This is a genomic window from Acidovorax sp. FJL06 (genome assembly GCF_003852545.1).
Classification (GTDB): Bacteria; Pseudomonadota; Gammaproteobacteria; order Burkholderiales; family Burkholderiaceae_C; genus Acidovorax.
Window position 1 is genome coordinate 62,409 of sequence record NZ_QAJR01000019.1, and the last position, 24,281, is coordinate 86,689.

Annotated in this window: 23 protein-coding genes; 12 read left to right on the forward strand and 11 right to left on the reverse strand. The window is 66.1% G+C overall.

Annotated elements, in window-relative coordinates:
• Position 1: 1 nt before the first annotated feature.
• Together kdpA and DBV10_RS12335 are read right to left on the reverse strand one after the other, a co-directional pair.
• Positions 2-1,807 carry a potassium-transporting ATPase subunit KdpA gene (gene kdpA, locus DBV10_RS12330; RefSeq protein ID WP_124513940.1) on the reverse strand — a complete coding sequence of 602 codons (1,806 nt, stop codon included), beginning with the start codon at positions 1,805-1,807 and terminating at the stop codon, positions 2-4.
• 1 nt (position 1,808) lies between these two features.
• Positions 1,809-1,907 (reverse strand): potassium-transporting ATPase subunit F, encoded by a 99-nt coding sequence (locus DBV10_RS12335; RefSeq protein ID WP_124513941.1) that lies wholly within the window; start codon positions 1,905-1,907, stop codon positions 1,809-1,811.
• Positions 1,908-2,269: 362 nt separating this feature from the next.
• Here DBV10_RS12335 and DBV10_RS12340 point away from each other — a divergent pair, with 362 nt between their 5' ends.
• Positions 2,270-2,977, forward strand: a complete 708-nt coding sequence (locus tag DBV10_RS12340; RefSeq protein ID WP_124513942.1) for a TorF family putative porin — start codon at positions 2,270-2,272, stop codon at positions 2,975-2,977.
• 151 nt (positions 2,978-3,128) lie between these two features.
• On the opposite strand, the gene rng is transcribed toward DBV10_RS12340, so the two are convergent.
• The 7 genes from rng to DBV10_RS12375 all read right to left on the reverse strand — a co-directional run bounded on the left by rng (position 3,129) and on the right by DBV10_RS12375 (position 10,337).
• Positions 3,129-4,619: a ribonuclease G gene (rng, locus tag DBV10_RS12345; RefSeq protein WP_124513943.1), complete on the reverse strand. Its 1,491-nt coding sequence runs from the start codon at positions 4,617-4,619 to the stop codon at positions 3,129-3,131.
• 146 nt (positions 4,620-4,765) lie between these two features.
• Complete coding sequence (locus tag DBV10_RS12350) at positions 4,766-5,380, reverse strand: nucleoside triphosphate pyrophosphatase (RefSeq protein ID WP_124513944.1); 615 nt, start codon at positions 5,378-5,380, stop codon at positions 4,766-4,768.
• Positions 5,381-5,464: 84 nt separating this feature from the next.
• Positions 5,465-5,932, reverse strand: coding sequence for a 23S rRNA (pseudouridine(1915)-N(3))-methyltransferase RlmH (rlmH, locus tag DBV10_RS12355; protein ID WP_007858784.1), 468 nt, complete (start codon positions 5,930-5,932; stop codon positions 5,465-5,467).
• An 87-nt stretch (positions 5,933-6,019) separates the two neighbouring features.
• Entirely contained in the window at positions 6,020-6,907 is an 888-nt protein-coding gene (rsfS, locus tag DBV10_RS12360) for a ribosome silencing factor (protein WP_124513945.1), read from the reverse strand.
• Between the two features lie 204 nt (positions 6,908-7,111).
• Positions 7,112-8,083: an oxygen-dependent coproporphyrinogen oxidase gene (gene hemF / locus DBV10_RS12365; RefSeq protein WP_124513946.1), complete on the reverse strand. Its 972-nt coding sequence runs from the start codon at positions 8,081-8,083 to the stop codon at positions 7,112-7,114.
• Complete coding sequence (gene purD / locus DBV10_RS12370; protein ID WP_124513947.1) at positions 8,083-9,363, reverse strand: phosphoribosylamine--glycine ligase; 1,281 nt, start codon at positions 9,361-9,363, stop codon at positions 8,083-8,085. Before purD ends, hemF begins: the two co-directional genes overlap by 1 nt.
• A gap of 254 nt (positions 9,364-9,617) precedes the next feature.
• Complete coding sequence (locus tag DBV10_RS12375; RefSeq protein ID WP_124513948.1) at positions 9,618-10,337, reverse strand: YebC/PmpR family DNA-binding transcriptional regulator; 720 nt, start codon at positions 10,335-10,337, stop codon at positions 9,618-9,620.
• An 80-nt stretch (positions 10,338-10,417) separates the two neighbouring features.
• Between DBV10_RS12375 and DBV10_RS12380 the strand changes: the two genes are divergently transcribed.
• From DBV10_RS12380 to DBV10_RS12415, 8 genes are all read left to right on the forward strand, one after another.
• Positions 10,418-11,965 carry a helicase HerA-like C-terminal domain-containing protein gene (locus DBV10_RS12380; RefSeq protein ID WP_124513949.1) on the forward strand — a complete coding sequence of 516 codons (1,548 nt, stop codon included), beginning with the start codon at positions 10,418-10,420 and terminating at the stop codon, positions 11,963-11,965.
• Positions 11,966-12,135: 170 nt separating this feature from the next.
• Positions 12,136-12,960 (forward strand): hypothetical protein, encoded by an 825-nt coding sequence (locus DBV10_RS12385; RefSeq protein WP_199740094.1) that lies wholly within the window; start codon positions 12,136-12,138, stop codon positions 12,958-12,960.
• A 167-nt stretch (positions 12,961-13,127) separates the two neighbouring features.
• Positions 13,128-13,973: an enoyl-CoA hydratase-related protein gene (locus tag DBV10_RS12390; protein WP_124513950.1), complete on the forward strand. Its 846-nt coding sequence runs from the start codon at positions 13,128-13,130 to the stop codon at positions 13,971-13,973.
• Positions 13,974-14,122: 149 nt separating this feature from the next.
• A complete protein-coding gene (locus tag DBV10_RS12395; protein WP_124513951.1) occupies positions 14,123-15,127 on the forward strand; it encodes a threo-3-hydroxy-L-aspartate ammonia-lyase in 1,005 nt (334 codons plus the stop codon).
• Between the two features lie 76 nt (positions 15,128-15,203).
• On the forward strand, positions 15,204-15,833 hold the full coding sequence (gene upp / locus DBV10_RS12400; RefSeq protein ID WP_124513952.1) for a uracil phosphoribosyltransferase: 630 nt from the start codon (positions 15,204-15,206) through the stop codon (positions 15,831-15,833).
• A gap of 245 nt (positions 15,834-16,078) precedes the next feature.
• Positions 16,079-17,089 (forward strand): BMP family protein, encoded by a 1,011-nt coding sequence (locus DBV10_RS12405; protein WP_124513953.1) that lies wholly within the window; start codon positions 16,079-16,081, stop codon positions 17,087-17,089.
• A gap of 119 nt (positions 17,090-17,208) precedes the next feature.
• Complete coding sequence (locus tag DBV10_RS12410) at positions 17,209-18,174, forward strand: 5'-methylthioadenosine/S-adenosylhomocysteine nucleosidase (protein WP_124513954.1); 966 nt, start codon at positions 17,209-17,211, stop codon at positions 18,172-18,174.
• Positions 18,175-19,749, forward strand: coding sequence for an ABC transporter ATP-binding protein (locus DBV10_RS12415; RefSeq protein ID WP_124513955.1), 1,575 nt, complete (start codon positions 18,175-18,177; stop codon positions 19,747-19,749). It begins immediately after the preceding gene.
• A 31-nt stretch (positions 19,750-19,780) separates the two neighbouring features.
• On the opposite strand, the gene DBV10_RS12420 is transcribed toward DBV10_RS12415, so the two are convergent.
• Positions 19,781-20,290 carry a hypothetical protein gene (locus DBV10_RS12420; protein ID WP_124513956.1) on the reverse strand — a complete coding sequence of 170 codons (510 nt, stop codon included), beginning with the start codon at positions 20,288-20,290 and terminating at the stop codon, positions 19,781-19,783.
• A gap of 92 nt (positions 20,291-20,382) precedes the next feature.
• On the opposite strand from DBV10_RS12420, the gene DBV10_RS12425 reads away from it, so the two are divergent.
• Positions 20,383-21,444, forward strand: a complete 1,062-nt coding sequence (locus DBV10_RS12425; protein ID WP_124513957.1) for an ABC transporter permease — start codon at positions 20,383-20,385, stop codon at positions 21,442-21,444.
• 114 nt (positions 21,445-21,558) lie between these two features.
• Complete coding sequence (locus DBV10_RS12430; RefSeq protein WP_124513958.1) at positions 21,559-22,482, forward strand: ABC transporter permease; 924 nt, start codon at positions 21,559-21,561, stop codon at positions 22,480-22,482.
• A gap of 48 nt (positions 22,483-22,530) precedes the next feature.
• Here DBV10_RS12430 and DBV10_RS12435 read toward each other — a convergent pair whose 3' ends face one another.
• Complete coding sequence (locus DBV10_RS12435) at positions 22,531-22,890, reverse strand: VOC family protein (RefSeq protein ID WP_124513959.1); 360 nt, start codon at positions 22,888-22,890, stop codon at positions 22,531-22,533.
• A 71-nt stretch (positions 22,891-22,961) separates the two neighbouring features.
• Here DBV10_RS12435 and DBV10_RS12440 point away from each other — a divergent pair, with 71 nt between their 5' ends.
• Positions 22,962-24,230: an amidohydrolase family protein gene (locus DBV10_RS12440; RefSeq protein ID WP_124513960.1), complete on the forward strand. Its 1,269-nt coding sequence runs from the start codon at positions 22,962-22,964 to the stop codon at positions 24,228-24,230.
• Positions 24,231-24,281 lie beyond the last annotated feature (51 nt).

A 24,281-nucleotide genomic window follows, 5' to 3' on the forward strand; every position in this document is an offset into this window, starting at 1 on the left:
CTCACTGAGCCCGGAGCACCAGGTGCTCCACCACCGGCCCCAGGGCCAGGGAGGGCACATAGTTGAGAAGCCCCACCAGAAGCACGGTCCCGATGAGCAGCGCTACAAACAGCGGCCCGTGTGTGGGCAAGGTGCCCGCCGTGACCGGCAGGCGCTTCTTGGCGGCCAGCGAACCCGCAATGGCCAGCACCGGCACGATCACGCCAAAACGGCCCAGCCACATCGCCAAGCCCAGCAGCACGTTGTAGAAGGGCGTGTTGGCCGACAGGCCTGCAAAGGCGCTGCCGTTGTTGTTGGCGGCAGAGGTCAGCGCATAGAGGATCTCCGTGAACCCATGCGCGCCCGGGTTGGCGATGCCCGCCCTGCCCGCTTCCGTGGCCACGGCAATGGCCGTGCCCACCAGCACCAGGAGGGGCGTGACCAGGATGGCCGCCGAGGTGAGCTTCATCTCGCGCACCTCGATCTTTTTGCCCAGGTACTCCGGCGTGCGGCCGATCATGAGGCCCGCCATGAAGACGGCGAGGATGGCAAACACCAGCATGCCGTACAGGCCCGTGCCCACGCCGCCAAACACCACTTCGCCCAGCTGCATCAGCACCAGCGGCACCATGCCGCCCAAGGGCGTGAAGGAGTCGTGCATGGCGTTCACCGCACCGCAGGAGGCCGCGGTGGTCACGGCAGCAAACAGCGCCGACGCGCTGATGCCAAAACGCACCTCCTTGCCTTCCATGTTGCCCCCAGCCTGCAGGGCGCCCGCAGCCTGGTCCACACCCAGCCCGGCCCATTGTGGATTGCCTGCCTGCTCGGCAGCCACCACGGCCACCACCGCCACGACGAACATCACCGCCATGGCGGCCAGGATGGCGAAGCCCTGGCGCTGATCCCCCACAACCCGGCCAAAGGCGAAGCACAGCGCGGCAGGGATCAGGAAGATCGCCAGCATCTGCACCAAGTTGGACAACGCCGTCGGGTTCTCATAGGGGTGGGCGGAGTTGGCGTTGAAAAAGCCCCCACCGTTCGTGCCCAGCATCTTGATGGCCTCTTGCGATGCCACCGGGCCCATGGCGAGCGTCTGGGTGCTGCTGGTTTTGGCTTCCATCACCGGAGCGCCATCGCTGCCCATCACCGGCTGGCCCAATGGGTCAAGCCTGGGCACTTCATACGCCGTTGACTCCAGCGTCGCCACATCCTTGTAGGCGTCAAAGTTCTGGATCACCCCCTGCCCGGCCAGCACGATGGCAATCACAAAGGCGATGGGCACCAGCACCCATGCCGTGATGCGCGTCACATCGGCCCAGAAGTTGCCCACAAAACCTTGGCCATCGGCGCGACGTGCAGCAAAGCCACGGGCCAGCGCAAACGCCACAGCAATGCCGGTGGCGGCCGAGAAGAAGTTCTGCACGGACAAACCCAGCATCTGCGTGAGGTAGCTCATCGTGGCCTCGCCCGCATAGCCCTGCCAATTGGTGTTGGCGACAAAGCTGATGGCGGTGTTGAACGAAGAATCGCCAGACACGGCCGCCATGCCCTGCGGATTGAGCGGCAGCAGGTGCTGCAAACGCTGCAGGCCATACACCGCAAAAGCGCCGATGGCATTGAACGCCAGCAGCGCCAGCGCATAGCTGCGCCATTGCATCGTCTGGTCGGGCGCCACCCCGGCCAGTTTGTACAAAGGTTTTTCGGCGGCATGCATCCACCCAGGCAAGCGGCCATCGCAGACTGCAGCCAGCCATTTGCCAAGCGGCCACGCCAGCACGCCCAGTACGATCAAGAAGAGCCCGAGCAGGCTCCAGGCAGAGGCATTCATGTCAGAACTCCTCCGCGCAGATCAGCGCAAACACCAGATAGGCCAGCACAACGAGGGCCACGATCGCGCCAAAGCCATAAAGCATTTCCATGCCGATCATGAGCGCCCACCCTTGGCCGGGCCATATTTGCCCAGCAAAACCACGGCCTCGGCCATGACCACCCACAACGCCGCCAGGGCGGCCATCCATATCACGTCCATCGACAACTCCTGCATCAGTACAGGTGTTTGATTCTGAGAAGGTGGCCGTAAAAAGTGTGCACAGACTGTGGGGGGCGCCGTAAAAACGGCGTAAAAACGCGGGCCCGGCCAGGGTGGAGTTGGGGGGTGCGCTTCACAAGCCACCGCGCGTGGCAGCTACAGACTTGCGCAACATTGACGCAAGGGGGCGCAATTTTTGCGAACTTTATACGCGGGCTTTTCTACGCTTGAGCCCTTGTCTTTTTCTCAAAACCTGCTGCCATGCATTGCTCGTCTTCCAAAGTATTCGCCGCCGCCCTGCTCGCCACACTGCCCCTGCTGGCCAGTGCCCAGCTCACCGGCAATGTCAGCTTGACCACGAACTACAAGTTCCGGGGCCAGGACCAGGACGCCTCCAAGGTCAAAGCCGTCAAGCCTGCGCTGCAAGGCGGTTTTGACTACGCCTTCGGCGAAACCGGCTTCTACGTCGGCAACTGGAACTCCAGCGTGAACTGGCTGTCGGGCAACTCCATCGAATCCGATGTCTACGGCGGCTACAAGTTCAAGGCCGGCGACGTGGACCTGGACGTGGGCGCCCTGACCTACATCTACCCCGGCAACAGCAAAGGCAACACCACCGAGGTCTATGGCGCAGCCACCTTCGGCCCCGTGACGGCCAAGTACTCGCACACCCTGTCCAAGGACTACTTCGACTACGCCGGCTCCGGCAAGGGCCGCAACACCGGCTACCTGAACCTGGCATTCGCCCAGGAAGTGGCCCCCAAGATCACGCTGAAGGCCTCGGTGGGCTTCACCCGCTTTGGTGGCGACATCACGGCCCCCAACTTCATGGACTACAGCGTGGGCGGTGCCTACGACTTCGGCTCGGGCGTGTCGCTGGGCGCTGCCGTGGTGGGCGCCAACAAGAAGGACTACTTCGGTCCCGTCAACAAGTCGCGCGTGATCGTCACGCTCACCAAGACGCTCTGAACGGCCGATTGCGCCCCACGCAGCGTGGAGAGAAGCCAGGACACATGGGTGCTCCGGCCGGGGACAATGCCTCTATGCGCTGCCGCGCGGGGCGGATTGATATTTGTGAATGCAGATCCCAGCCCCCTGAGGGCTGGTGCGGCTCAGAGACCTACAGCAGCACGATGTCGTACTGCTCCTGCCCCATCGCGCTTTCGGCCTGCAGCGAGATGGGTTTCTTGATGAAGTCCGAAAGACCCGCTAGGTGCTGGCTCTCCTCGTCCAGGAACAGCTCCACCACCCGCGCCGAGGCCACCACGCGGAACTCGCGGGGGTTGAACTGGCGGGCTTCGCGCAGGATCTCGCGCAGGATGTCGTAGCACACGCTGCGCGCGGTTTTCACGCTGCCCTTGCCCTGGCAGGCTTCGCAGGGCTCACACAGCATGTGGGCAAGGGATTCTCGGGTGCGCTTGCGCGTCATCTCCACCAGGCCCAGTTGCGAGAAGCCGCTCGACGACATGGTCTTGACCCGGTCGCGCGCGAGCTGTTTCTTGAACTCCGACAGCACGGCCTGCTGGTGGTCATCGCGCACCATGTCGATGAAGTCCACGATGATGATGCCGCCCAGGTTGCGCAGGCGCAGCTGGCGCGCAATGGCCTGTGCGGCCTCCAGGTTGGTCTTGAAGATGGTGTCGTCGAAATTGCGCGCCCCCACGTAACCGCCGGTGTTCACGTCGATGGTGGTCAGCGCCTCGGTCTGGTCCACGATGAGGTAGCCGCCCGATTTCAGCTCCACCCGGCGCCCCAGGGCCTTGGCCACCTCTTCGTCGATGGAGTACAGATCGAAGATGGGCCGCTCGCCCTTGTAGTGCTGCAGCTTGCCCGCCGCGGCGGGCATGAACTCCTGCCCGAACGCGCGCAGGCGCTGGAACTGCTCCATCGAATCAAGCCGGATGGTCTGCGTGTGGTCGCCCACCAGGTCGCGCAGCACACGCTGCAGCAAATCGAGGTCCTGGTGCAAGAGCGACATGGCGGGCAGCTTGAGCGAGGCCTCCTTGATGCGCGCCCAGGTCTTGCGCAGGTAGGCGATGTCCTCGGCCAGCTCGGCATCGGTCGAATCCTCGCCGTTGGTGCGCAGGATGAAGCCGCCACCGCCGCCCGAGGCCTTGTCGCCCACCAGCGCCTGCAGGCGCGCGCGCAGCGCGTCGCGCTCGGCACCGGGAATCTTCTGCGACACGCCCACATGGTCATCCTGCGGCAGAAACACCAGCAAGCGGCCCGCAATGCTGATCTGCGTGGACAGGCGCGCGCCCTTGGTGCCGATCGGGTCCTTGATGACCTGCACCATGAGCGCCTGGCCTTCGAACACCTGCTTTTCGATGGGCACCTGGGGTTCGGTCTTGCGCGCAAAGGCGGGCGGCTCGCCGTCGGGCTGGCGCTGCCACACGTCGGCCACGTGCAAAAAGGCCGCGCGCTCCAGCCCGATGTCGATGAAGGCCGACTGCATGCCGGGCAGCACGCGCGAGACCTTGCCCAGGTAGACATTGCCCACCAGGCCCCGCTCCAGCGTGCGCTCGATGTGCAGCTCCTGCACGGCGCCGTGCTCCACCACGGCCACGCGCGTCTCCTGCGGCGACCAGTTGATCAGGATGTCTTGTTGCATGGCTTCTTCTTTTCTCGAATCGGTAACGTTCTCGCTGCCCGTGGAAACACCGCTGCGCCAGGCCCGTGCCGCCGGGGAACTGGCTTTGCCAGGCCCCTGGCGGCGTCCCCATGGGGGGAAGGCGCCGCAGGCGACTCAGGGGGGCGTCATATCTGAAAGCCCGCTGCGCGCAACAGTTGCGCTGTCTCGTACATGGGCAGACCCATGATGCCCGAATAGCTGCCCGCCAGGTGCTCCACATACGCCGCCGCCCGGCCTTGGATGCCGTAGGCCCCGGCCTTGCCCAGCGGCTCGCCGGTGGCCACGTAGGCGTCGATCTGCGCGGGCGTCATGGCGGCAAAGGTCACGCGCGACACCGACAGCGCCGCCAGGCGCTTGGCGCCCACCTGCAGCGCCACGGCGGTGAGCACGCGGTGCTCGTGCCCCGCCAGCTCGGCCAGCATGCGCACGGCATGCGGCGCGTCGTCGGGCTTGCCATAGATGGTGCGGCCCAAGGCCACGGTGGTGTCGGAGCACAGGATGGGCGCATCCGGCAAACCCCGGCGGGCGCGCCGGGCCACGGCGGCATCGAGCTTGAGCGCCGTGACGCGCTCCACGTAGGCCGTGGGCGCTTCGCCGGGCAGCACCACCTCGATGGCTTCGGTGTCTTCGGCCTCGTCGCCGTCCACGTTGGGCAGCAGCAGTTCGTGGCGCACGCCCAGCTGTTCGAGCAACTGGCGCCGGCGCGGGCTTTGGGAGGCGAGGTAGATGAAGTCGGGCATGGGCGGATTCTGAATAAAAACCAGCTCCAGCGCCTGTCCATCAAGCGCAAGCAGCTATTAAAACGATAGTAACGCAGGTCCGCATCATTCGCGGTGGTAGGGGTGGCCGGCATTCACCGACCACGCCCGGTACAACTGCTCGATGAGCAGCACGCGCACCATGGCGTGGGGCAGGGTCAGGTCCGACAGGCGGATGCGTTCGTGCGCGGCCTGGCGGAAAGCCGGGTCCAGCCCGTCCGGGCCACCAATCACCAGCGCCACATCATCGCCCCCCAACTGCCAGCCCTTGAGGCGCTCGGCCAGGGCCTTGGTGGTGAGGTTGGTGCCCCGTTCGTCCAGCGCCACCACGCGGGTGCCCCGGGGGATGGCGGCTTCGATGCGCTCGCGCTCGGCGGCGTAGAGCGTCTCCAGGGTCTTGGAGCCGCGCGGTTCGGTCTTGACGGCCTTGAGTTCGACCTTGAGTTCGGGCGGGAAACGTTTGGCGTAGTCGTCGTAAGCCGTCTGTGCCCAGTCAGGCACCCGTTGCCCGACTGCCACGATAAGCAGCTTCATGGGGGATACGCGCTGTTCGGTTCAGGGGAAATGAAGAAGTCGGCCAGCGGGCCCGGCCCAGCCGGAACCCGCACAGTGCCTTGGGAATCAGGCCTTCTTGCCGGTGCTGCTGCGCACCGGTGCCTTCTTGGCAGCAGGCTTGGCTGCCGCCTTGGGTGCCGCTGCCGGCGCTGGCTTGGCTGCAGCGCGTGCGGGGGCCTTGGTCGCAGGCGATTTCTTGGCCGCAGGCTTTTTGGCGCCCACGGGCTTGACCACCACCGTCTTGACAGGCGTCTTGGCGGCTGCGGGTTTCTTGGCCGCCACCGTGCCGGTGGTCTTGCTGGCCGGCTTGCTGGTGCTGGTCTTGGCTGCTGCCTTGGCCGGTGTGGCCTTGGCTGTGGTTTTGGCGGCAGGCTTTGCAACCGTTTTGGCAGCTGTCTTGGCCGCAGTTTTGGCAACGGCCTTGACCGTGGCCTTGCCTGAACGGGCGGCTACCGTGGGGGCCGCTGCCTTTTTGGCGGGGGCCTTGCCGGCGGCCTTCGCACCCGACTTGGCGGCCTTCTGGGCCGACTTCTTCTCGGCCAGCGCGGTGGCGGCGCTGGAGACGGGCTTGGCGGCGCCCAGCTTCAGGCGCACCGGGGTGTCGCCCCACAGCTCTTCCAGGCGGTAGTACTGGCGGATGGCGGGCTGCATGATGTGCGCCACGGCCGCACCGCAGTCCACGATGATCCATTCACCGTTGTCTTCGCCCTCGATGCGCGGCTTGGAGAAGCCGGCTTCCTTGACCGCATCACGCACGCTGGCGGCCAGGGCCTTGGTCTGGCGGTTGGAGGTGCCCGATGCCACGATCACCCGTTCAAACAGCGGCGAGAGATGCTCGGTGTTGAAGACCTGGATGTCTTGCGCCTTGACGTCTTCCAGGCCATCGACGATGGCACGCTGGAGTTTGGTAACGTCTCTTTTGGCGGCGGTTTCCGATTTGGTGGAGGTGGTCATCAGGCGGTGATTAGAGAGGGAATGGAATCAATATAGCGCGCAACACGGCGTGCAACCAATAGGGCTGCGCCTTGGGTGTTGCGCTGTTGCCCTGCCGGTGCTGCAGCGTGGCGCGGCGGCGGCTTGGGGTGTTTTTGGCCTCTTGCGCTGGTGCAAAAAGCGCGGACAGCTATTGAAATTATAGCTTTTGCGCTTTTTGACCCATCAGGACGCTGCTGCAGCGCCGCAGGCCAGCCAGTCGCGCTGCACCAGAAAACGCTGCGCCAGCTCGGCTTCGGCCGAATCGGCGGCCTCGGTGCGCTGGTACGACCAGGACACCAGCGGCGGCATCGACAGCAGGATGGACTCGGTGCGCCCGCCCGACTGCAGGCCAAAGTGCGTGCCCCGGTCCCACACCAGGTTGAACTCGACATAACGGCCCCGGCGGTAGAGCTGGAAGTCGCGCTCGCGCTCGCCAAAGGGCGTGCCCTGGCGTTTTTCGACGATGGGCAGGTAGGCCTCCAGGAACGCATCGCCCACCGACTGCGTCATCGCCAGGCTTTGCTCGAAGCCCAACTCCGAGAAGTCGTCATAGAACACGCCGCCCACACCGCGCTGTTCGTTGCGGTGCTTGAGGAAGAAATACTCGTCGCACCACTGCTTGAAACGCGGGTACTTGTCATCGCCAAAGGCGCTGAGCGCATCGCGGCAGGCGCGGTGAAAGTGCACCGCATCCTCTTCGAAGCCGTAGTACGGCGTGAGGTCCATGCCGCCGCCAAACCAGCAGGTCGGCACCTGGCCGGGGTGACCAGCGGCGATCATGCGCACATTCATGTGCACCGTGGGCACATAGGGATTGCGCGGGTGGAACACCAGCGACACACCCATGGCCTCAAACGGCGCACCCGCCAGCTCAGGCCGGTGCTGCGTGGCCGAGGGCGGCAGCTGCGGGCCGCGCACATGGCTGAAACCGCAGCCCGCGCGTTCGAACACGCGACCGTTTTCAAGAATCTTGGTGATGCCGTCGCCCTGCAGCGGCTCGCCGGGCGGCTTGTTCCAGGCGTCGGCCAGAAAGCGCGCACCGCCCTCGCCTTCCACAGCTTCGAGCGCGTCGGTGATGCGGGCCTGCAGGCCCTGCAGGTAACCGCGCACGCGGGCCACCGTGTCTGCGGTGTTCAGGTTTTGCGCGTCTGCCATCAGTTTTTCAGGGCGCGGAAGCCAATATCGCGGCGGTACTGAGCGCCATCAAACTGGATGCCCCGTGCCACGTCATAGGCACGCTGCTGCGCCTGCTTGACGCTGTCGGCCAGCACCGTCACGCACAGCACGCGGCCACCGGTCACGCTGACCACACCGTCTTTCAGCTGCGTGCCCGCGTGGAACACCACGGCATCGTCCGCCTCGGCGGGCAGACCGGTGATGGAGTCGCCCTTGCGCGGGTTTTCAGGGTAGCCATGGGCGGCCATGACCACGCCTAAAGCGGTGCGGCGGTCCCACTGCAGCTCCATCTGGTCGAGCTTGCCATCGGCCGCAGCGCCCATCACATCGCTGAAATCGCTTTTCAGGCGCATCAGGATGGGTTGCGTCTCGGGGTCGCCCATGCGGCAGTTGAATTCGAGCGTCTTGGGATGGCCCTTGGCGTCGATCATCAGGCCCGCATACAGGAAGCCGGTGTAGGGAATGCCGTCTTTTTCCATGCCCCGAATGGTGGGCAGGATGATTTCGCGCATCGCGCGGGCGTGCACATCGGCCGTGACCACGGGGGCAGGCGAATAAGCGCCCATGCCGCCGGTGTTGGGGCCTTCATCGCCGTCTTTGAGGCGCTTGTGGTCCTGGCTGGTGGCCAGCGCCAGCACGTTCTTGCCGTCGCACAGCACGATGAAGGAGGCTTCTTCGCCTTCGAGGAACTCCTCGATCACCACGCGCGCGCCGCCTTCGTTGTGCGTCACGCCGTATTTGTTGTCCACCAGCATGAAGTCCACGGCATCGTGGGCCTCTTGCAGGGTCATGGCCACCACCACGCCCTTACCAGCCGCCAGGCCGTCGGCCTTGATCACGATGGGTGCGCCCAGGCGATCCACAAACGCGTGGGCCGCAGCGGGGTCGGTGAAGGTGTCGTAGTCGGCCGTGGGAATGCCATGGCGGCGCATGAAAGCCTTGGAAAACGCCTTGGAGCTTTCGAGCTGGGCCGCAGCCTTGGTGGGGCCGAAGATGCGCAGGCCGTTGGCACGGAACTCGTCCACCACACCGGCCGCGAGTGGCGCCTCGGGGCCCACCACCGTCAGTGCGATCTTTTCGGCCTGGGCCCAGGTGCGCAGCTCGCGCACGTCAGAGATCGCCACGTTTTCGAGCTTGGGGTTCAAGGCCGTTCCGCCGTTGCCGGGCGCCACATACACCTTGGTCACCTTGGGGGACTGGCTCAGTTTCCACGCCATCGCGTGTTCACGGCCGCCGCCACCAATCACAAGTACTTTCATAGGAACCTTTGGTGAACCCCTGCCCGGCACAACGCCGAAGCCCAGGGGCTCATAAAAAAACTATCTCAGCAACCAATCGCGCTGGGTGCGACACCCACAACCGCCAAAACTGGCGCGACCCAGACCAGTGCCACCGCGCAAGGGCCGCCCAGACACTTCCGTGTCGCTAACGCTCCGTGCGCTGGTGGCGTCCCCCTCCCGCAAGCGCAGCGCAGCAAGAGAGGGGGAAGCGGCGAAGCCGCTCAGGGGGAGCTTCACAATGCCGCGTTGTGGTAGACCTCTTGCGTGTCGTCCAGGTCTTCCAGCACATCCAGCAGCTTCTGCATCTTGGCGGCGTCTTCGCCGGTCAGCTCGATCGTGTTTTCGGGCCGCATGGTCACGCCCGCCACCTCGGCCGTCAGGCCTGCGGCCTCCAGCGCATTCTTCACGGCTTCAAAGTCGGCCGGGGCCGTGAGCACCTCTACCGCGCCGTCTTCGTCGGTCACCACGTCTTCTGCTCCGGCTTCCAAGGCGATTTCCATCACCTTGTCTTCGCTGGTGCCGGGGGCAAAAATCAGCTGGCCACAGTGCTTGAACTGGAACACCACCGAACCCTCGGTGCCCATGTTGCCACCGTGTTTGCTGAACGCATGGCGCACCTCGGCCACGGTGCGCACGCGGTTGTCGGTCATGGTGTCGATCATGATGGCCGCACCGCCGATGCCATAGCCTTCGTAGCGGATTTCTTCGTAGGTCAGGCCTTCGGCGTTGCCCGTGGCCTTGTCAATGTTGTATTTGATGCGGTCGGCGGGCATGTTGGCCGCCTTGGCCTTGTCCACCGCCAGGCGCAGGCGGGGGTTGGCAGACAGGTCGCCGCCGCCAGAGCGGGCGGCCACGGTGATTTCGCGAATGATGCGGGTCCAGATCTTGCCGCGTTTTTCATCCTGGCGCCCTTTGCGGTGCTGGATATTCGCCCATTTGCTGTGTCCTGCCACGAGAGATCCTTTTGTATTGATTTAATCTACTGAGCGCGATTTTACTTTTTGCCTGACCCGTACCCCCGAGGAAACCCCAAATGGCCGAACCCCTGCTGATTGCCAAGCACGACACCATTGAATGCCACCTGCTGCCCGGCCTGGCCAACCGGCACGGCCTGATCACCGGCGCGACGGGCACCGGCAAGACGGTGACGCTGCAGACGCTGGCCGAAAATTTCTCGCGCATCGGCGTGCCGGTGTTCATGGCCGACGTGAAGGGCGACCTCACGGGCGCCAGCCAGCCCGGCAAGATCGGGGACAAGCTGGCCGCCGTGCTCAAGGAGCGGGGCCTGGATCTGCCCACGCCCCTGGCCTGCCCCACCACGCTGTGGGACGTGTTCGGCGAGCAGGGCCACCCGGTGCGCGCCACCATCTCCGACATGGGCCCGCTGCTGCTGGGCCGCATGCTCAACCTGAACGAGACGCAGCTGGGCGTGCTGAACATGGTGTTCAAGATCGCCGACGACAGCGGCATGCTGCTGCTGGACCTGAAGGACCTGCGCGCCATGCTCACCTTCGTGGGTGACAACGCCAAGGAGTTCACCACCGAATACGGCAACGTGAGTGCCGCCAGCGTGGGCGCCATCCAGCGCGGCCTGCTGCAGATCGAGCAGCAGGGCGGCAGCGAGTTCTTTGGCGAGCCCATGCTCAACATCCAGGACTTCATGCAGACGGTGGACGGCCACGGCGTGGTCAACATCCTGGCGGCCGACAAGCTCATGAATTCGCCGCGCCTGTACGCCACCTTCCTGCTCTGGATGCTGTCGGAGCTGTTCGAGCAACTGCCCGAAATCGGCGACCCCGAGCAGCCCAAACTGGTGTTCTTCTTCGACGAGGCCCACCTGCTGTTCAACGAGGCGCCCAAAGTGCTCATCGAGCGCATCGAGCTGGTGGTGCGCCTGGTGCGCTCCAAGGGCGTCGGGGTTTACTTCGTTACCCAAAATCCGCTCGACATCCCAGACAGCGTGCTCGCCCAGCTGGGCAACCGCGTGCAGCATGCGCTGCGCGCCTTCACCCCGCGCGACCAGAAGGCCGTGAAGGCCACGGCCACCACCATGCGGCAAAAGCCGGGCCTCGACATCGAAACCGCCATCACCGAGCTGGCCGTGGGCGAGGCGCTGGTGAGTTTTCTGGACGCCAAGGGCCGCCCCAGCGTGACCGAACGCGTGTTTGTGCTGCCACCCGGCAGCCAGCTGGGCCCCATCACCCCGCTGCAGCGCCAGGCGCTGATGGCCAGCTCACTGGTGGCCGGTGTGTATGAAACCACCGTGGACCGCGAATCCGCCTACGAAAAACTCAAGGGCCGCGCCGAAAACGCCCCGCCCGCACCGGCGGGCACGCCTGCCAGCCGCACAGCGGGCGGCGCCAGCCCCGTGGGCACGGCGGCAGGCGGGGCCCAGCCGCAGGAGAGCAGCTTCTTGAACGACCTGCTGTTTGGCACCACCGGCCCGCGCGGCGGACGCAAGGACGGCCTGGTGCAGACCATGGCCAAGTCGGCCGTGCGCACCGTGGGCACCAGCGTGGGCAAGGAGATCCTGCGCGGCGTGCTGGGCGGCATCTTCGGGGGCGGCAGCAAGCGGCGCTGAACGCGGCGGCGGTGGCGGGGCCGAACGGCGTCCGCCCGTCGCCAAGCCCGGCCCTCCAGGATGTGGCGGCCTTGTGACCGCCTGGCGACAATGCCATGTGTTTGTCATGTTTTGGTCATATTTCAGCGGTGGAATGGCCGAAACAGACCACGACAACAAGGAGGGACACCATGCAACGCGTCGAACACGCCCTGGTGCGCTGGGGCAACAAGGTGGTCCAGGCGGCCATCCTCCTCTGGGTGCTGATTTTCATCGGGGTGTTTGCCGGTGCGTGGCGCCCGCAATGGACCTGGGTGCTGTATGTGTTTGTCACGGTCGCGATCACTGCGCTGCTGATCCGCTGGACCACCGCCGTGCGCGAGCGCACCATCCGCGAAGCCCCCCTGCCCCGATTTCTGCAGCGCAAGCTGCGCGAAACCTACCCCCACCTGAGCCCCCGCGACTGTGAACTGGTCGAACGCGGCCTGCGCCAGTTCTTCATGGCCTGCCTGCGTGGCAACAAGCAGTTTGTGGCCATGCCATCGAGGGCCGTGGATGCGCTGTGGCACGAGTTCATCCTGCACACCCAGGCCTACAAGCTGTGGTGCCACAACGCCCTGGGCTTCTTTTTGCACCACACCCCGGCCGAGGCGCTGGGCAAGAAAGCCCGCCACAACGACGGCCTGCGCCGCTGCTGGTACTGGGTGTGCAAGGAAGAATCCATCGACCCCAAGGCCCCCAGCCGCCTGCCCCTTTTGTTTGCGCTGGATGCCAAGTTCGCCATTGCCGGGGGCTTCACCTACGTGCCCGACTGCTCTGACATCGCCCGCAAGAGTGACGCAGGCGGCAGTGGCGGCGACAGCTACTGCGGCACCAGCTTCTCGGACGGCAGCTACAGCGGCAGTGCGGGTGACTTTGGCGGGGCCGAGAGTTCGGATGGCGGGGGTGGCGACAGCAGCGGCGGAGATGGAGGAGGAGATGGCGGCGGGGGCTGTGGTGGCGGCGGCGGCGATTGAGCCATGCCCCCGGGGAAATCGCCCCGAGCCAGCCCCCGGCAATCACTCCTCTTTTCATAGCTTGTAGCGCTTGACAGACAAGCCCTAGAGCCTCAAAACACCTCAAGCACCCCAAAGTCGCCCAGGCGACGACGCCACAGGGCGCAGCCGGTCTACAGTGACGGCCCATGAACACCACCCCCACCTGCTTTTCCCTCAGCATCACCCACCACGTGGCCCACCTGGTGCTGAACCGCCCCGAGGCCATGAACACCATGCACCCCACGTTCTGGCGCGAGCTGGACGAGGTGCTGGCTGCGTTGAACAAGAGCGGCGAGGCGCGCGCCCTGGTCGTCAGCAGCACCGGCAAGCACTTCAGCGCGGGCATGGCGCTCGAAACCTTTGGCGGCGCCATCACCATGGACGACCAGAGCCCCGAGGGCCGGGCCGCCATCTTTGACCTGCTCACCGACATGCAGGCCACCTTCACCCGCATCGAGAGCCTGCGCATCCCGGTCATCATGGCCATCCAGGGCGGCTGCATCGGCGGCGCGGTGGACATGGTCACGGCCGCCTGCGTGCGCTACGCCACGGCCGACGCCTTCTTCTGCATCCAGGAAATCAACATCGGCATGGTGGCCGACGTGGGCACGCTGCAGCGCCTGCCCAAGCTCATCCCGCTGGGCGTGGTCAAGGAACTGGCCTACACCGGCCGCCGCTTGAGCGCACAAAAGGCCCTGGGCTACGGCCTGGTCAACGAGGTGTTCGACACACCCGAGGCCATGGTGGCCGCCGCCCTGCAATGCGCGCAAGAGATCGCCAGCAAGCCCCCCGTGGCCATCTGGGGCACCAAGCAGGCCGTGAACTACGCCCGCGACCACAGCGTGGAAGACAGCCTGCGCCAGATGGGCTGGCTGCAGGGCACCATCTGGAGCAATCGGCATGTGATGGAGTCGGTCACGGCGATGAAGCAAAAGCGCACGGGCGAGTTCCCGGCGCTCACGCCGCTGGTCCGGTTCAGCGAACAGGGTTAGACCCCTCAAACGCACCCAACACTACAAAATTCATAGCTTCCAGCGCTTATCCATAGCGCGCTGGAAGCTATTTGCATGCCAATACTGGGCCCAAGGGGCTATCATGTGGTAACCCGGGGCGGCCCACGCCCCGCAGCGAGGACACCACCATGACCGAGCCCAGCCAGCCCCACCCCGTGAGCCTGCCTACCCATGACGACGTGGCCGCCGCTGCCCGGCGGCTGGCGGGCGTGGCACACCACACGCCGGTGATGCGCTGCAACACCATCGACGAGCGGCTGGGCGCCAAGCTGTTCTTCAAGTGCGAAAACCTGCAGCGCACGGGCGCGTTCAAGTTCCGGGGCGCCTACAACGCCCTGGCCCAGTTCAGCGACGCGCAGCGCGAGCACGGCGTGCTCACCTTCTCGGCCGGCAACCACGCGCAGGCGATTGCGCTGTCGGCCCGGCTGCTGGGCATGCCGGCCCTCGTCGTGATGCCCGAGGACGCCGCCGCCTCCAAGATGGCCGCCACGCGCGAATACGGCGCCCAGGTCGTCACCTACAACCGCTACACCGAAGACCGCGAAGCCATCAGCCGCCAGCTGGCGCGCGAGCGCGGCATGACGCTGGTCCCCCCGTTCGACCACCCCCACGTGATTGCGGGCCAGGGCACGGCCGCCCTGGAGCTGCTGCAGGAGGTGCCCGACCTGGACTACCTTTTCGTGAGCCTGGGCGGCGGTGGCCTGCTTTCGGGCAGCCTGCTGGCCGCGCAGGTGCTGGCGCCTCGGTGCAAGGTGATCGGCGTCGAGCCCGAGACCGCCAACGACGCCCAGCAGTCGCTGCGCGCGGGCCACATCGTGCGCATCCCCAACCCGCACACCATTGCCGACGGTGCGCAGGCCCCGAGCCTGGGCGAACTCACCTACCCCATCATCCGCGACCATGTCGAAGACATCGTCACCGTGAGCGACCAGCAGCTCATCGAAGCCCTGCGCTTTTTTGCAGCACGCATGAAGGTCGTCGTCGAGCCCACGGGCGCCCTGGCCTTTGCGGGCGTGCAGACTTTCTCGGGCGAAGACGACGGCGCCAAGCTGCTGCAGGGGGAGCGCGTGGGCGTGATCGTGAGCGGGGGCAACGTCGATTTGCCGCGCCTGGCCCGGTTTCTGGCAGACTAGCCCCCACTTTTTTACAGTCAGGCCGAAGAGGGCTGCGCACCGGCGCGGCCCCCTCGGCCCCTCATTCAGGTTCCCTATGAGCAACGTCACCGTCATCACCCACCCCCTCGTCCAGCACAAGCTCACGCTGATGCGCAAGAAGGACGCGAGCACCAACAGCTTTCGCCGCCTGCTGGGCGAACTCTCCACGCTGATGGCCTACGAAGTCACGCGCGACATGCCGCTCTCGGACGTGCAGATCGAAACCCCGCTGGAGACCATGACCGGCCAAATGATCGATGGCAAGAAGCTGGTGCTGGTCTCCATCCTGCGCGCGGGCAACGGGTTTCTGGATGGCATGCTCAACGTGGTGCCCGGCGCGCGCGTGGGCCACATCGGCCTGTACCGCGACCCGGCCACGCTGCAGCCGGTGGAGTACTACTTCAAGATGCCGTCCGAGATGGACGAGCGCGACATCATCGTGGTCGACCCCATGCTCGCCACCGGCAACTCGGCCGCCGCGTGTGTGGACCGGCTGAAAAAGCTCAACCCCCGCTCCATCAAGTTCGTGTGCCTGCTGGCCGCGCCCGAAGGCGTGGCCACGCTGCAAAAAGCCCACCCCGACGTGCCGATCTTCACCGCCGCCATCGACCGCGAGCTCAACGACCACGGCTACATCCTGCCGGGCCTGGGCGACGCGGGCGACCGGATCTTTGGCACCAAGTAAGTGCCCCCCGCCTGGTAAGCAGCGGCCGCCCTCGGGCGGCTTTTTTGTGTCCACCCCATCCCGTCAACCCGTGGCGACGCACCACCCGCCCAACGCAAAATTTTTACCACTTGGTCCAATCCTCTGGCAGACTGCGGCAGGCCCAGCCCTCGCTTTTGGCGCGTTAATTGCTTGTGTGCATGCACCGGCTTGCCGGGCCCTCAAACCCCCTTTTGCCTGACTGAACCGACTGAAGGAACCACCCCATGAGCTCTCGCCGCGTCTTCACTGGCCATCTGCTGTCCACCTCACTGGCCCTGTCCGCCCTCGTCGGTCTGGCACCCAGCGCCGCTTTTGCACAAGCCAAGCTCAAGGTCGCGGCGATCTACACGGTGCCCTTCGAGCAGCAATGGGTCAGCCGCATCCACAAGGCCCTCAAGGCCGCCGAAGCGCGTGGCGAGATCGAATACAAGGCCAGCGAAAACGTCAGCAACGCCGACTACGAGCGCGTGATGCGCGAGTACGCCACGGGCGGCAACCAGCTCATCGTGGGCGAGGCCTTTGCGGTGGAAGCCGCCGCCCGCAAGGTGGCCAAGGACTTCCCCAAGACCTCCTTCCTGCTGGGCTCCTCGGGCAAGCCGCAAGCACCCAACTTCAGCGTGTTCGACAACTACATCCAGGAGCCCGCCTACCTGTCCGGCATGATCGCGGGCGGCATGACCAAATCCAACAAGATCGGCATGGTGGGCGGCTTCCCCATCCCCGAGGTCAACCGCCTGATGCACGCCTTCATGGCCGGCGCCAAAGAGACCAACCCCAAGGTCGAGTTCACCATCACCTTCATCAACAGCTGGTTTGACCCGCCCAAGGCCAAGGAAGCCACCTTTGCCATGATCGACAAGGGCGCCGACGTGCTCTACGCCGAGCGTTTTGGCGTGAGCGATGCGGCCAAGGAAAAGGGCAAGCTCGCCATCGGCAACGTGATCAACACCCAGGACAAGTACCCCGACACCGTGGTGGCCTCGGCCCTGTGGCACATGGAGCCCAGCATCGACCGCGCGCTCAAGCTGGTCAAAGAAGGCAAATTCACGCCCGAGGACTACGGCCCGTATTCGATGATGAAGCACAAGGGCTCTGAACTCGCGCCCCTGGGCACGTTCGAGAAAAAGGTGCCGGCCGACATCCTGGCCAAGGTCAAGGCCCGGGAGGCCGACATCCTGGCGGGCAAGTTCACCGTGAAGGTGGACGACAGCCAGCCCAAGTCCACGGCCAAGTAAACACCGGGTGCGGCGGGCGCCCAGCCCGCTTTCTCTCAGTGAACAGGCCACCCCAGCAACGCGGTGGCCTGTTTGTTTTTGCCCACCACCCGTTTGCCCCCTGAAGAGGCACATCCACCATGCCTTCACTCCCCACCGCAAAGCCCTCGCTGATCTCCCGGTGTTCGCGCCTGTTGGCCGCGCTGGCCCTGGCCGCCGTGGTCGCTGGCTGCGCCGCCACGGCCCCCAGCACAACGGCCGTGCGGCTGGATGAGACGCCCCGCATCGCCGTCCTCTCCGCCTTTGCGCCCGAACTGACGGTGCTGCTGCCCCAGGTGCAGCAACCCGCCAAGCACAGCATCAACGGCGTGGAGTTCACCACCGGCACGCTCGAAGGCAAGCCCGTGGTCGTGTTTCTCTCGGGCATCAGCATGACCAACGCGGCCATGAACACGCAACTGGTGCTGGACCGCTTCCACGTGAGCCACGTGGTCTTCAGCGGCATTGCCGGCGGCGTGAACCCCGGCCTGCACATTGGCGACGTGACGGTGCCTGCGCAGTGGGGCCAGTACATGGAATGGCTGATGGCGCGTGAAGACAAACCCGGCCAGTACAGCGCCCCCGCATGGATGAAAAGCGAGCTGACCCTGCCCGCCTTCGGCATGATGCACCCGCGCCCGGTGGAGGTGCGCTCTGCCGCCAACCCCCAACTCAGCAAGAAGTTCTGGTTCGAAGCCGACCCCAAGATGCTAGCCACCGCCCGCAGCCTGCAGAACGTGGGCCTGGAACACTGCCTGGCCGCCACCTGCCTGAAACAGCGCCCCCAACTCGTGGTCGGCGGCAACGGCGTGTCGGGCCAGGCCTTTGTGGACAACAAGGCCTTCCGCGAATACGCGCTCAAGACCTTTGAGGCCAACGTGCTCGACATGGAAACCGCCGCCACCGCCATGGTGGCGCACAGCAATGGCGTGCCCTACATTGCGTTCCGGTCGCTGAGCGACCTGGCCGGCGGGGGCGAAGGCGAGAACGAAATGGGCACCTTCATGGGCCTGGCGGCGGCCAATTCGGCCAAGGTGCTGCGGGCGTTTTTGGCGGCCTGGAAGTAGATGACACAAGACTCCGCCCCCGTCCTGCGCCTGTCAGACATCACCAAACGCTTCGGCAAACTTGTCGCCAATGACAGCATCAGCCTGACCCTAGCGCGCGGCGAGGTGCTGGCCCTTCTGGGCGAGAACGGCGCGGGCAAGTCCACGCTGATGTCCATTCTGTTCGGGCACTACGTGGCCGACGCAGGGCAGATCGAAGTCTTTGGCCAACCCCTGCCGCCCGGCCAGCCGCGCGCGGCGCTGGCGGCGGGCATTGGCATGGTGCACCAGCACTTCACGCTGGCCGACAACCTCACGGTGCTGGACAACGTGCTGCTGGGCACCGAGCCGCTGTGGCAGCCCTTTTCGCGCCGCAGCGAGGCACGCGCCAAGCTGCTGGCCGTGTCGCAGCAGTTTGGCCTGCCGGTGAGCCCCGATGCGCGCGTAGGCAGCCTCTCGGTGGGCGAGCGCCAGCGCGTCGAAATTTTGAAGGCGCTGTACCGGGGCGCCCGCATTCTGATCCTGGACGAACCCACCGCGGTGCTCACCCCGCAGGAGAGCGAGGCGCTGTTCGACACCCTGGCGCAGATGGTGGCGCAGGGCCTGTCCATCATCTTCATCAGCCACAAACTGGGCGAGGTGCTGCGCGTGTCGCACCGCGTGGCCGTGCTGCGCCAGGGCAAGCTCGTGGCCGAGGCGCCTGCGCAGGGCACCACCCAGGGGCAACTCGCGCAGTGGATGGTGGGCCATGCCATCGAAGCCGCCGAGCGCCGCCCAGCACACAACGTGGGTGAGCCCGTCTGCACCCTCAGCAACGCGAGCACCGCATCCAGCGGCCGCGACCGGTTGCAGGGCGTGTCCCTCACCCTGCGCGCCGGTGAGATCGTCGCCATCGCTGGCGTCAGCGGCAATGGCCAGGTGGCGCTGGCCGACCTGCTGTGCGGCGTGCGTGCGGCCACCGCCGGGCAGGTCACATTGCGTGGCGCGCCGCTGCAAGCCCGGCCCGCGTGGCTGGTCAGCCAGGGCGTGGCCCGCATCCCCGAAGACCGGCACGCCGTGGGCGTGGTGGGCGACCTGCCAGTGTGGGAGAACGCCGTGTCCGAACGCCTGCGCGGCCCCTGGTTTGCGCACCCGTGGTGGCGCGCCTTCTGGGTCCAGCGCCGCGCCGCGCGCCAGCATGCCCAGCGGGTGGCTGAGACCTTTGATGTGCGTGGCGGTGGGCCGGATGCCCCAGCCCGGTCGCTGTCGGGCGGCAACATGCAAAAGCTCATCCTGGGCCGCGCGCTGATGCCGCCGCTGAACGGTGCGGGCAACACAGCACCCGCCCCCCAACTCATCGTGGCCCACCAGCCGACCTGGGGGCTGGACATTGGCGCGGTGATGTTTGTGCAGCAGCAGCTCATCAATGCGCGCGACAGCGGTGCAGCCGTGCTGCTCATCTCCGACGACCTGGACGAGGTACTGGCCCTGGGCGACCGCGTGGCGGTGATGCACGACGGGCATCTCACCCCCGCCCAGCCTGCCGAGGCCTGGAGCCGCGAAGCCATTGGCCTGGCCATGGCAGGGGCGGCACAAGGTGCGGAGGGCACCGCGTGAGCGCGCAGGCGCCCATGCAGCGCCCGGCCCCTTACCCGGCGCCCATAGCGGCCAAGGTTCTGAAGACCAGCCACGTGAACACCAAAGCGGACAGGTACAGCGCCGAAGCCACGCCCAGCTCCCACCACGACAGCGCCCTCTTCCACCACACCCACACCAGTGCAGGCGCCCACGCGAATGCCACCCAAAGGGATGGCGGAAACCACCACACGCTGGCCAACAAGAAGCATGGCGCCCAAAGCAGCACACGGCTGCACTTGAACGCCAAAGACCGGCCGCTGCGCCAGGTTCGCCTCACCAGTGCGATGAAGCCCACGGTAAGACCCAAGGCCACCCCGGCCGTAACCCATCGGTGCCGTATCCGTGACGCCTCCTGCGCGGCGCGCTTCTCGTCCAACCATGCGTTGATCTCGGCCGTCCGCGCCAATTCCTCCTGGGTGGGCGGCGGCATCGAGAGCGCCGGATCGCCCGTGGCAGCCCACGCAAAGCCCGCGCCCCACACCGAGGCGATGAAGGCAAAAACAATGGCGAGGTGCTTCATGAAAAAATTCAAAGGGCAATGGGCTGCGCGCATTCTCGAACACCACCCCAGCCAGCACAACCACTGACACCCATCCAATCTGTCAACCGCCCATGCGCCTCGAAAAACGCAACCGTACATCTCCCGCCGCCTACCTGCTGGCGCCCATCGGCGCCGTGGTGTTCACATTGATCGTCAGCGCCCTGCTGGTGCTGTGGGCCGGGGCACCCGTGGGCCGCACCTACGCCCTGCTGCTGCAAGGCGCGTTCGGCTCGGTGTTTGCGCTGACCGAGACGTTGACCCGCGCCACGCCGCTGATCCTGACCGGGCTGGCGGCCGCCGTGGCCTTCCGCGCCCGGCTGTTCAACATTGGGGCTGAAGGTCAGCTCTATGCCGGCGCGCTGGCCGCCGTGGCCGTGGGCGGCATGCATGGCGGCACGGGGCTGGAATGGTCGCCTTATGTGCTCTTCCCGCTGATGATGCTGGCGGCAGCCCTGGCCGGGGCCGCGCTGCTGCTGGGCCCGGCGCTGATGAAGGCGCGGCTGGGCGTGGACGAGGTGGTGACCACGCTGCTGCTCAACTTCATCATGCTGCTGCTCGTCTCCGCCCTGCTCGATGGCCCGATGAAAGACCCCCTATCGATGGGTTGGCCGCAGAGTGTGGCGCTGCAGGGGGACCTCGAATTGTCCAAGCTGGTGCCGCAAACGCGGCTGCACACGGGCCTGCTGTGGGCCGTGTCGCTGGCTGTGATGCTGTGGGCGCTGCTGGCGCGCACGGTGCCAGGCTTTGACATCCGCGCCGCAGGCGCCAATGCGCGAGCGGCCGCGTTTGCGGGCGTGCCCATCACCCGCACGGTGGTGCTGGTGGCTCTGCTCTCGGGCGGGCTGGCGGGGCTGGCCGGGGCCATCGAGGTGGCGGGCCGCACCAGCTATGTGACGCTCGACATGTCGCCCGGCTATGGCTACAGCGGCATCGTGATCGCCATGCTCGCGGGGCTGCACCCGCTGGGCGTGATCGCGGCGGGCACCTTTGTGGCGGGGGTGCTGGTGGGGGCCGACAGCATGAGCCGCGCGGTGGGCGTGCCCACCTACATCGCCGATGTGATCGTGGCGACCTCGTTGATTGCGGTGCTGGTGGCCGGGCTGCTCACGCAATACCGCGTGCGGTGGAAGTGAGGGCGCCATGAACACCCGGTTCTACCAAAAAATCCTGCCAAATTGGCCTCTACCGCGCATCCATCATGCGCTAGAAGCTATCAAAAACAAAGCAAACCATGCCGGAGCAGCCGCATGACCGAACTGCTCGACATCCTCGCCAACCCCGCGTTCTGGATCGCCACCCTGCGCGTGGCCACGCCGCTCATCCTGGGCACGCTGGGCGTGCTCCTGTGCGAACGCGCAGGCGTGCTCAACCTGGGCATTGAAGGGATCATGGTGGCGGGCGCCTTCGCCGGCTGGCTGGCGGTGTACGCGGGCTACGGGCTGTGGACGGGGGTGCTGGTGGCGGCGCTGACCGGGGCGGTGTTCGGGCTGCTGCATGCGTGGCTGACGGTGGGGCTGGCGCTGTCGCAGCATGTGTCGGGCCTCGGCATCACGTTGCTGGCCACGGCGCTCAGCTACTACGGCTACCGGGTGAGCTTCCCCAAGGTGAACACGCCGCCCACCATCGAGCCGTTTGCGCCCATGGAATGGCTGGGCATCCCCATCCTCTCGGAACAAACCCCGCTCACGCTGCTGGCCCTGCTGCTGGTGCCGCTGCTGGCCTGGGTGCTGCTGCGCACGCCGCTGGGTCTGGCCGTGCGCATGGTGGGCGAGAACCCGCAGGCGGCCGAGGGCCAGGGCATCCCGGTGGCGGCCACGCGCACGGGGGCCATCGTGTTCGGCTCGGCGCTCATGGGCGTGGCCGGGTCGTTCCTCACGCTGTCGGCCTTCAACGCGTTCTTCTTCAACATGGTCAACGGGCGCGGCTGGATCTGCGTGGCCCTGGTGGTGTTTGCCTCGTGGCGGCCGGGCAAGGCGCTGCTGGGTGCGCTGCTGTTCGCCTTCTTTGATGCGCTGCAGTTGCGGCTGCAGCAGGCGGGTGGTGCCTGGCTGCCCTACCAGGTGTATTTGATGCTGCCCTACCTGCTGTCCATCCTGGCGCTGGTGCTGGTGGCACGCAAGGCGGCGTATCCGCAGGCGCTGATGAAGCCCTACCGCAAGGGGGAGCGTTGAGAAGGTGCGAATAAACCCGCCATGCCCGCTCGGCCACGCCGGATTCACTCACACCGTCTGATCCGACCACACCGCGAACTCGTTGCCACTGGGCTCGGTGAAGTGAAAGCGCCGCCCTCCCGGAAAGTCAAACACCGGCTTGGCGATGCGGCCCCCCGCCTGCATCACCTTGGCCAGCGTGGCTTCGAGGTCTGCGCTGTAGAACACCAGCAAGGCGCCGCCGGTGGCGGGGGTGGAGCACAGGCTGGCCTGAAAGAAGCCGCCGTCCAGCCCCTGGCCCGAGAAGGCCGTGTATTCCGGGCCGTAGTCCACAAAGGCCCACGCAAAGGCCTGTTCAAAGAACGACTTGGTGGCCGGCAGGTCGCGTGCCGCAAATTCGACATAGTTCAGCTTTTCATGCGCATTCATCGGATACCCCTTTCTTCTTGAGACCATGCAGTGTGCCTGCGCGTTCAGACGAATATCTACACTCTCTCACCATGCTCGACCTGCTCATCACCCACGCCACCCTGCCCGACGGCCGCCAGAACATGTCGATTGCCGTGCAAGACGGCCGCATCACCGAAGTGACCGAAGGCCTGCAGGCCCCCGCGCATGAGACGGTGGATGCGGGCGGCCTGCTGGTGAGTCCGCCGTTTGTGGACGCCCATTTCCACATGGACTCCACGCTGAGCTACGGCCAGCCGCGTGTGAACGAGAGCGGCACCTTGCTCGAAGGCATTGCACTGTGGGGCGAACTCAAGCCCACGCTCACGCACGAGGCCATCGTGCAGCGCGCGCTGCAGTACTGCGACATGGCCGTGGCACGCGGGCTGCTGGCCATCCGCAGCCATGTGGACACCAGCCACGCGAGCCTGCTGCCCGTGCAGGCGCTGCTGGACGTGAAACAACGCGTGGCGCCCTACCTGGACCTGCAGCTCGTGGCCTTTCCGCAGGACGGCGTGCTGCGCGCGCCCGGCGGGCTCGAGAACCTGAAACGCGCGCTCGCCCTGGGCGTGGACGTGGTGGGCGGCATCCCCCACTTCGAGCGCACCATGGCCCAGGGGGCCGAGAGCGTGAAGATCCTGTGCGAGCTGGCCGCCAGCCAAGGCAAGCGCGTGGACATGCACTGCGACGAGTCCGACGACCCACACTCGCGCCATGTCGAGACGCTGGCGTACGAAACCCAGCGCCTGGGCCTGCACGGCCGCGTCACAGGCTCGCACCTCACCTCCATGCACAGCATGGACAACTACTACGTGAGCAAGCTGATGGCGCTGATGGCCGAGGCCGACCTGGGCGTGGTGGCCAACCCGCTCATCAACATCACGCTGCAGGGCCGCCACGACACCTACCCCAAGCGCCGGGGCATGACCCGCGTGCCCGAGCTGATGGCCGCCGGCCTCACGGTGGCCTTTGGCCACGACTGCGTGCTCGACCCCTGGTACAGCGGCGGCAGCGCCGACATGCTGGAGGCCGCGCACATGGGCCTGCACGTGGGCCAGATGACCAGCCAGGCCGCGATGCGCCAGTGCTTTGACGCGGTGACGGTAAACCCCGCGCGCCTGCTGGGGCTGGAGGGTTATGGCCTGGTGCCCGGCGCGTTTGCCGACTTCGTGCTGCTGCACGCGCGCCACCCGGCCGATGCGATCCGCCTGCGCGCGGCCCGCCTGGGCGTGTGGCGGCGCGGCAAGCTGCTGGCGCGCCAGCCCGCGCCGGCCGCGCAGCTGCACCTGCCGGGGCGGCCCGAAAAAGTGAGCTTTCTATAAAAATGGCCGCTAGCGCTTATCCACAAAGCGCTAGAAGCTATATTTTTAATA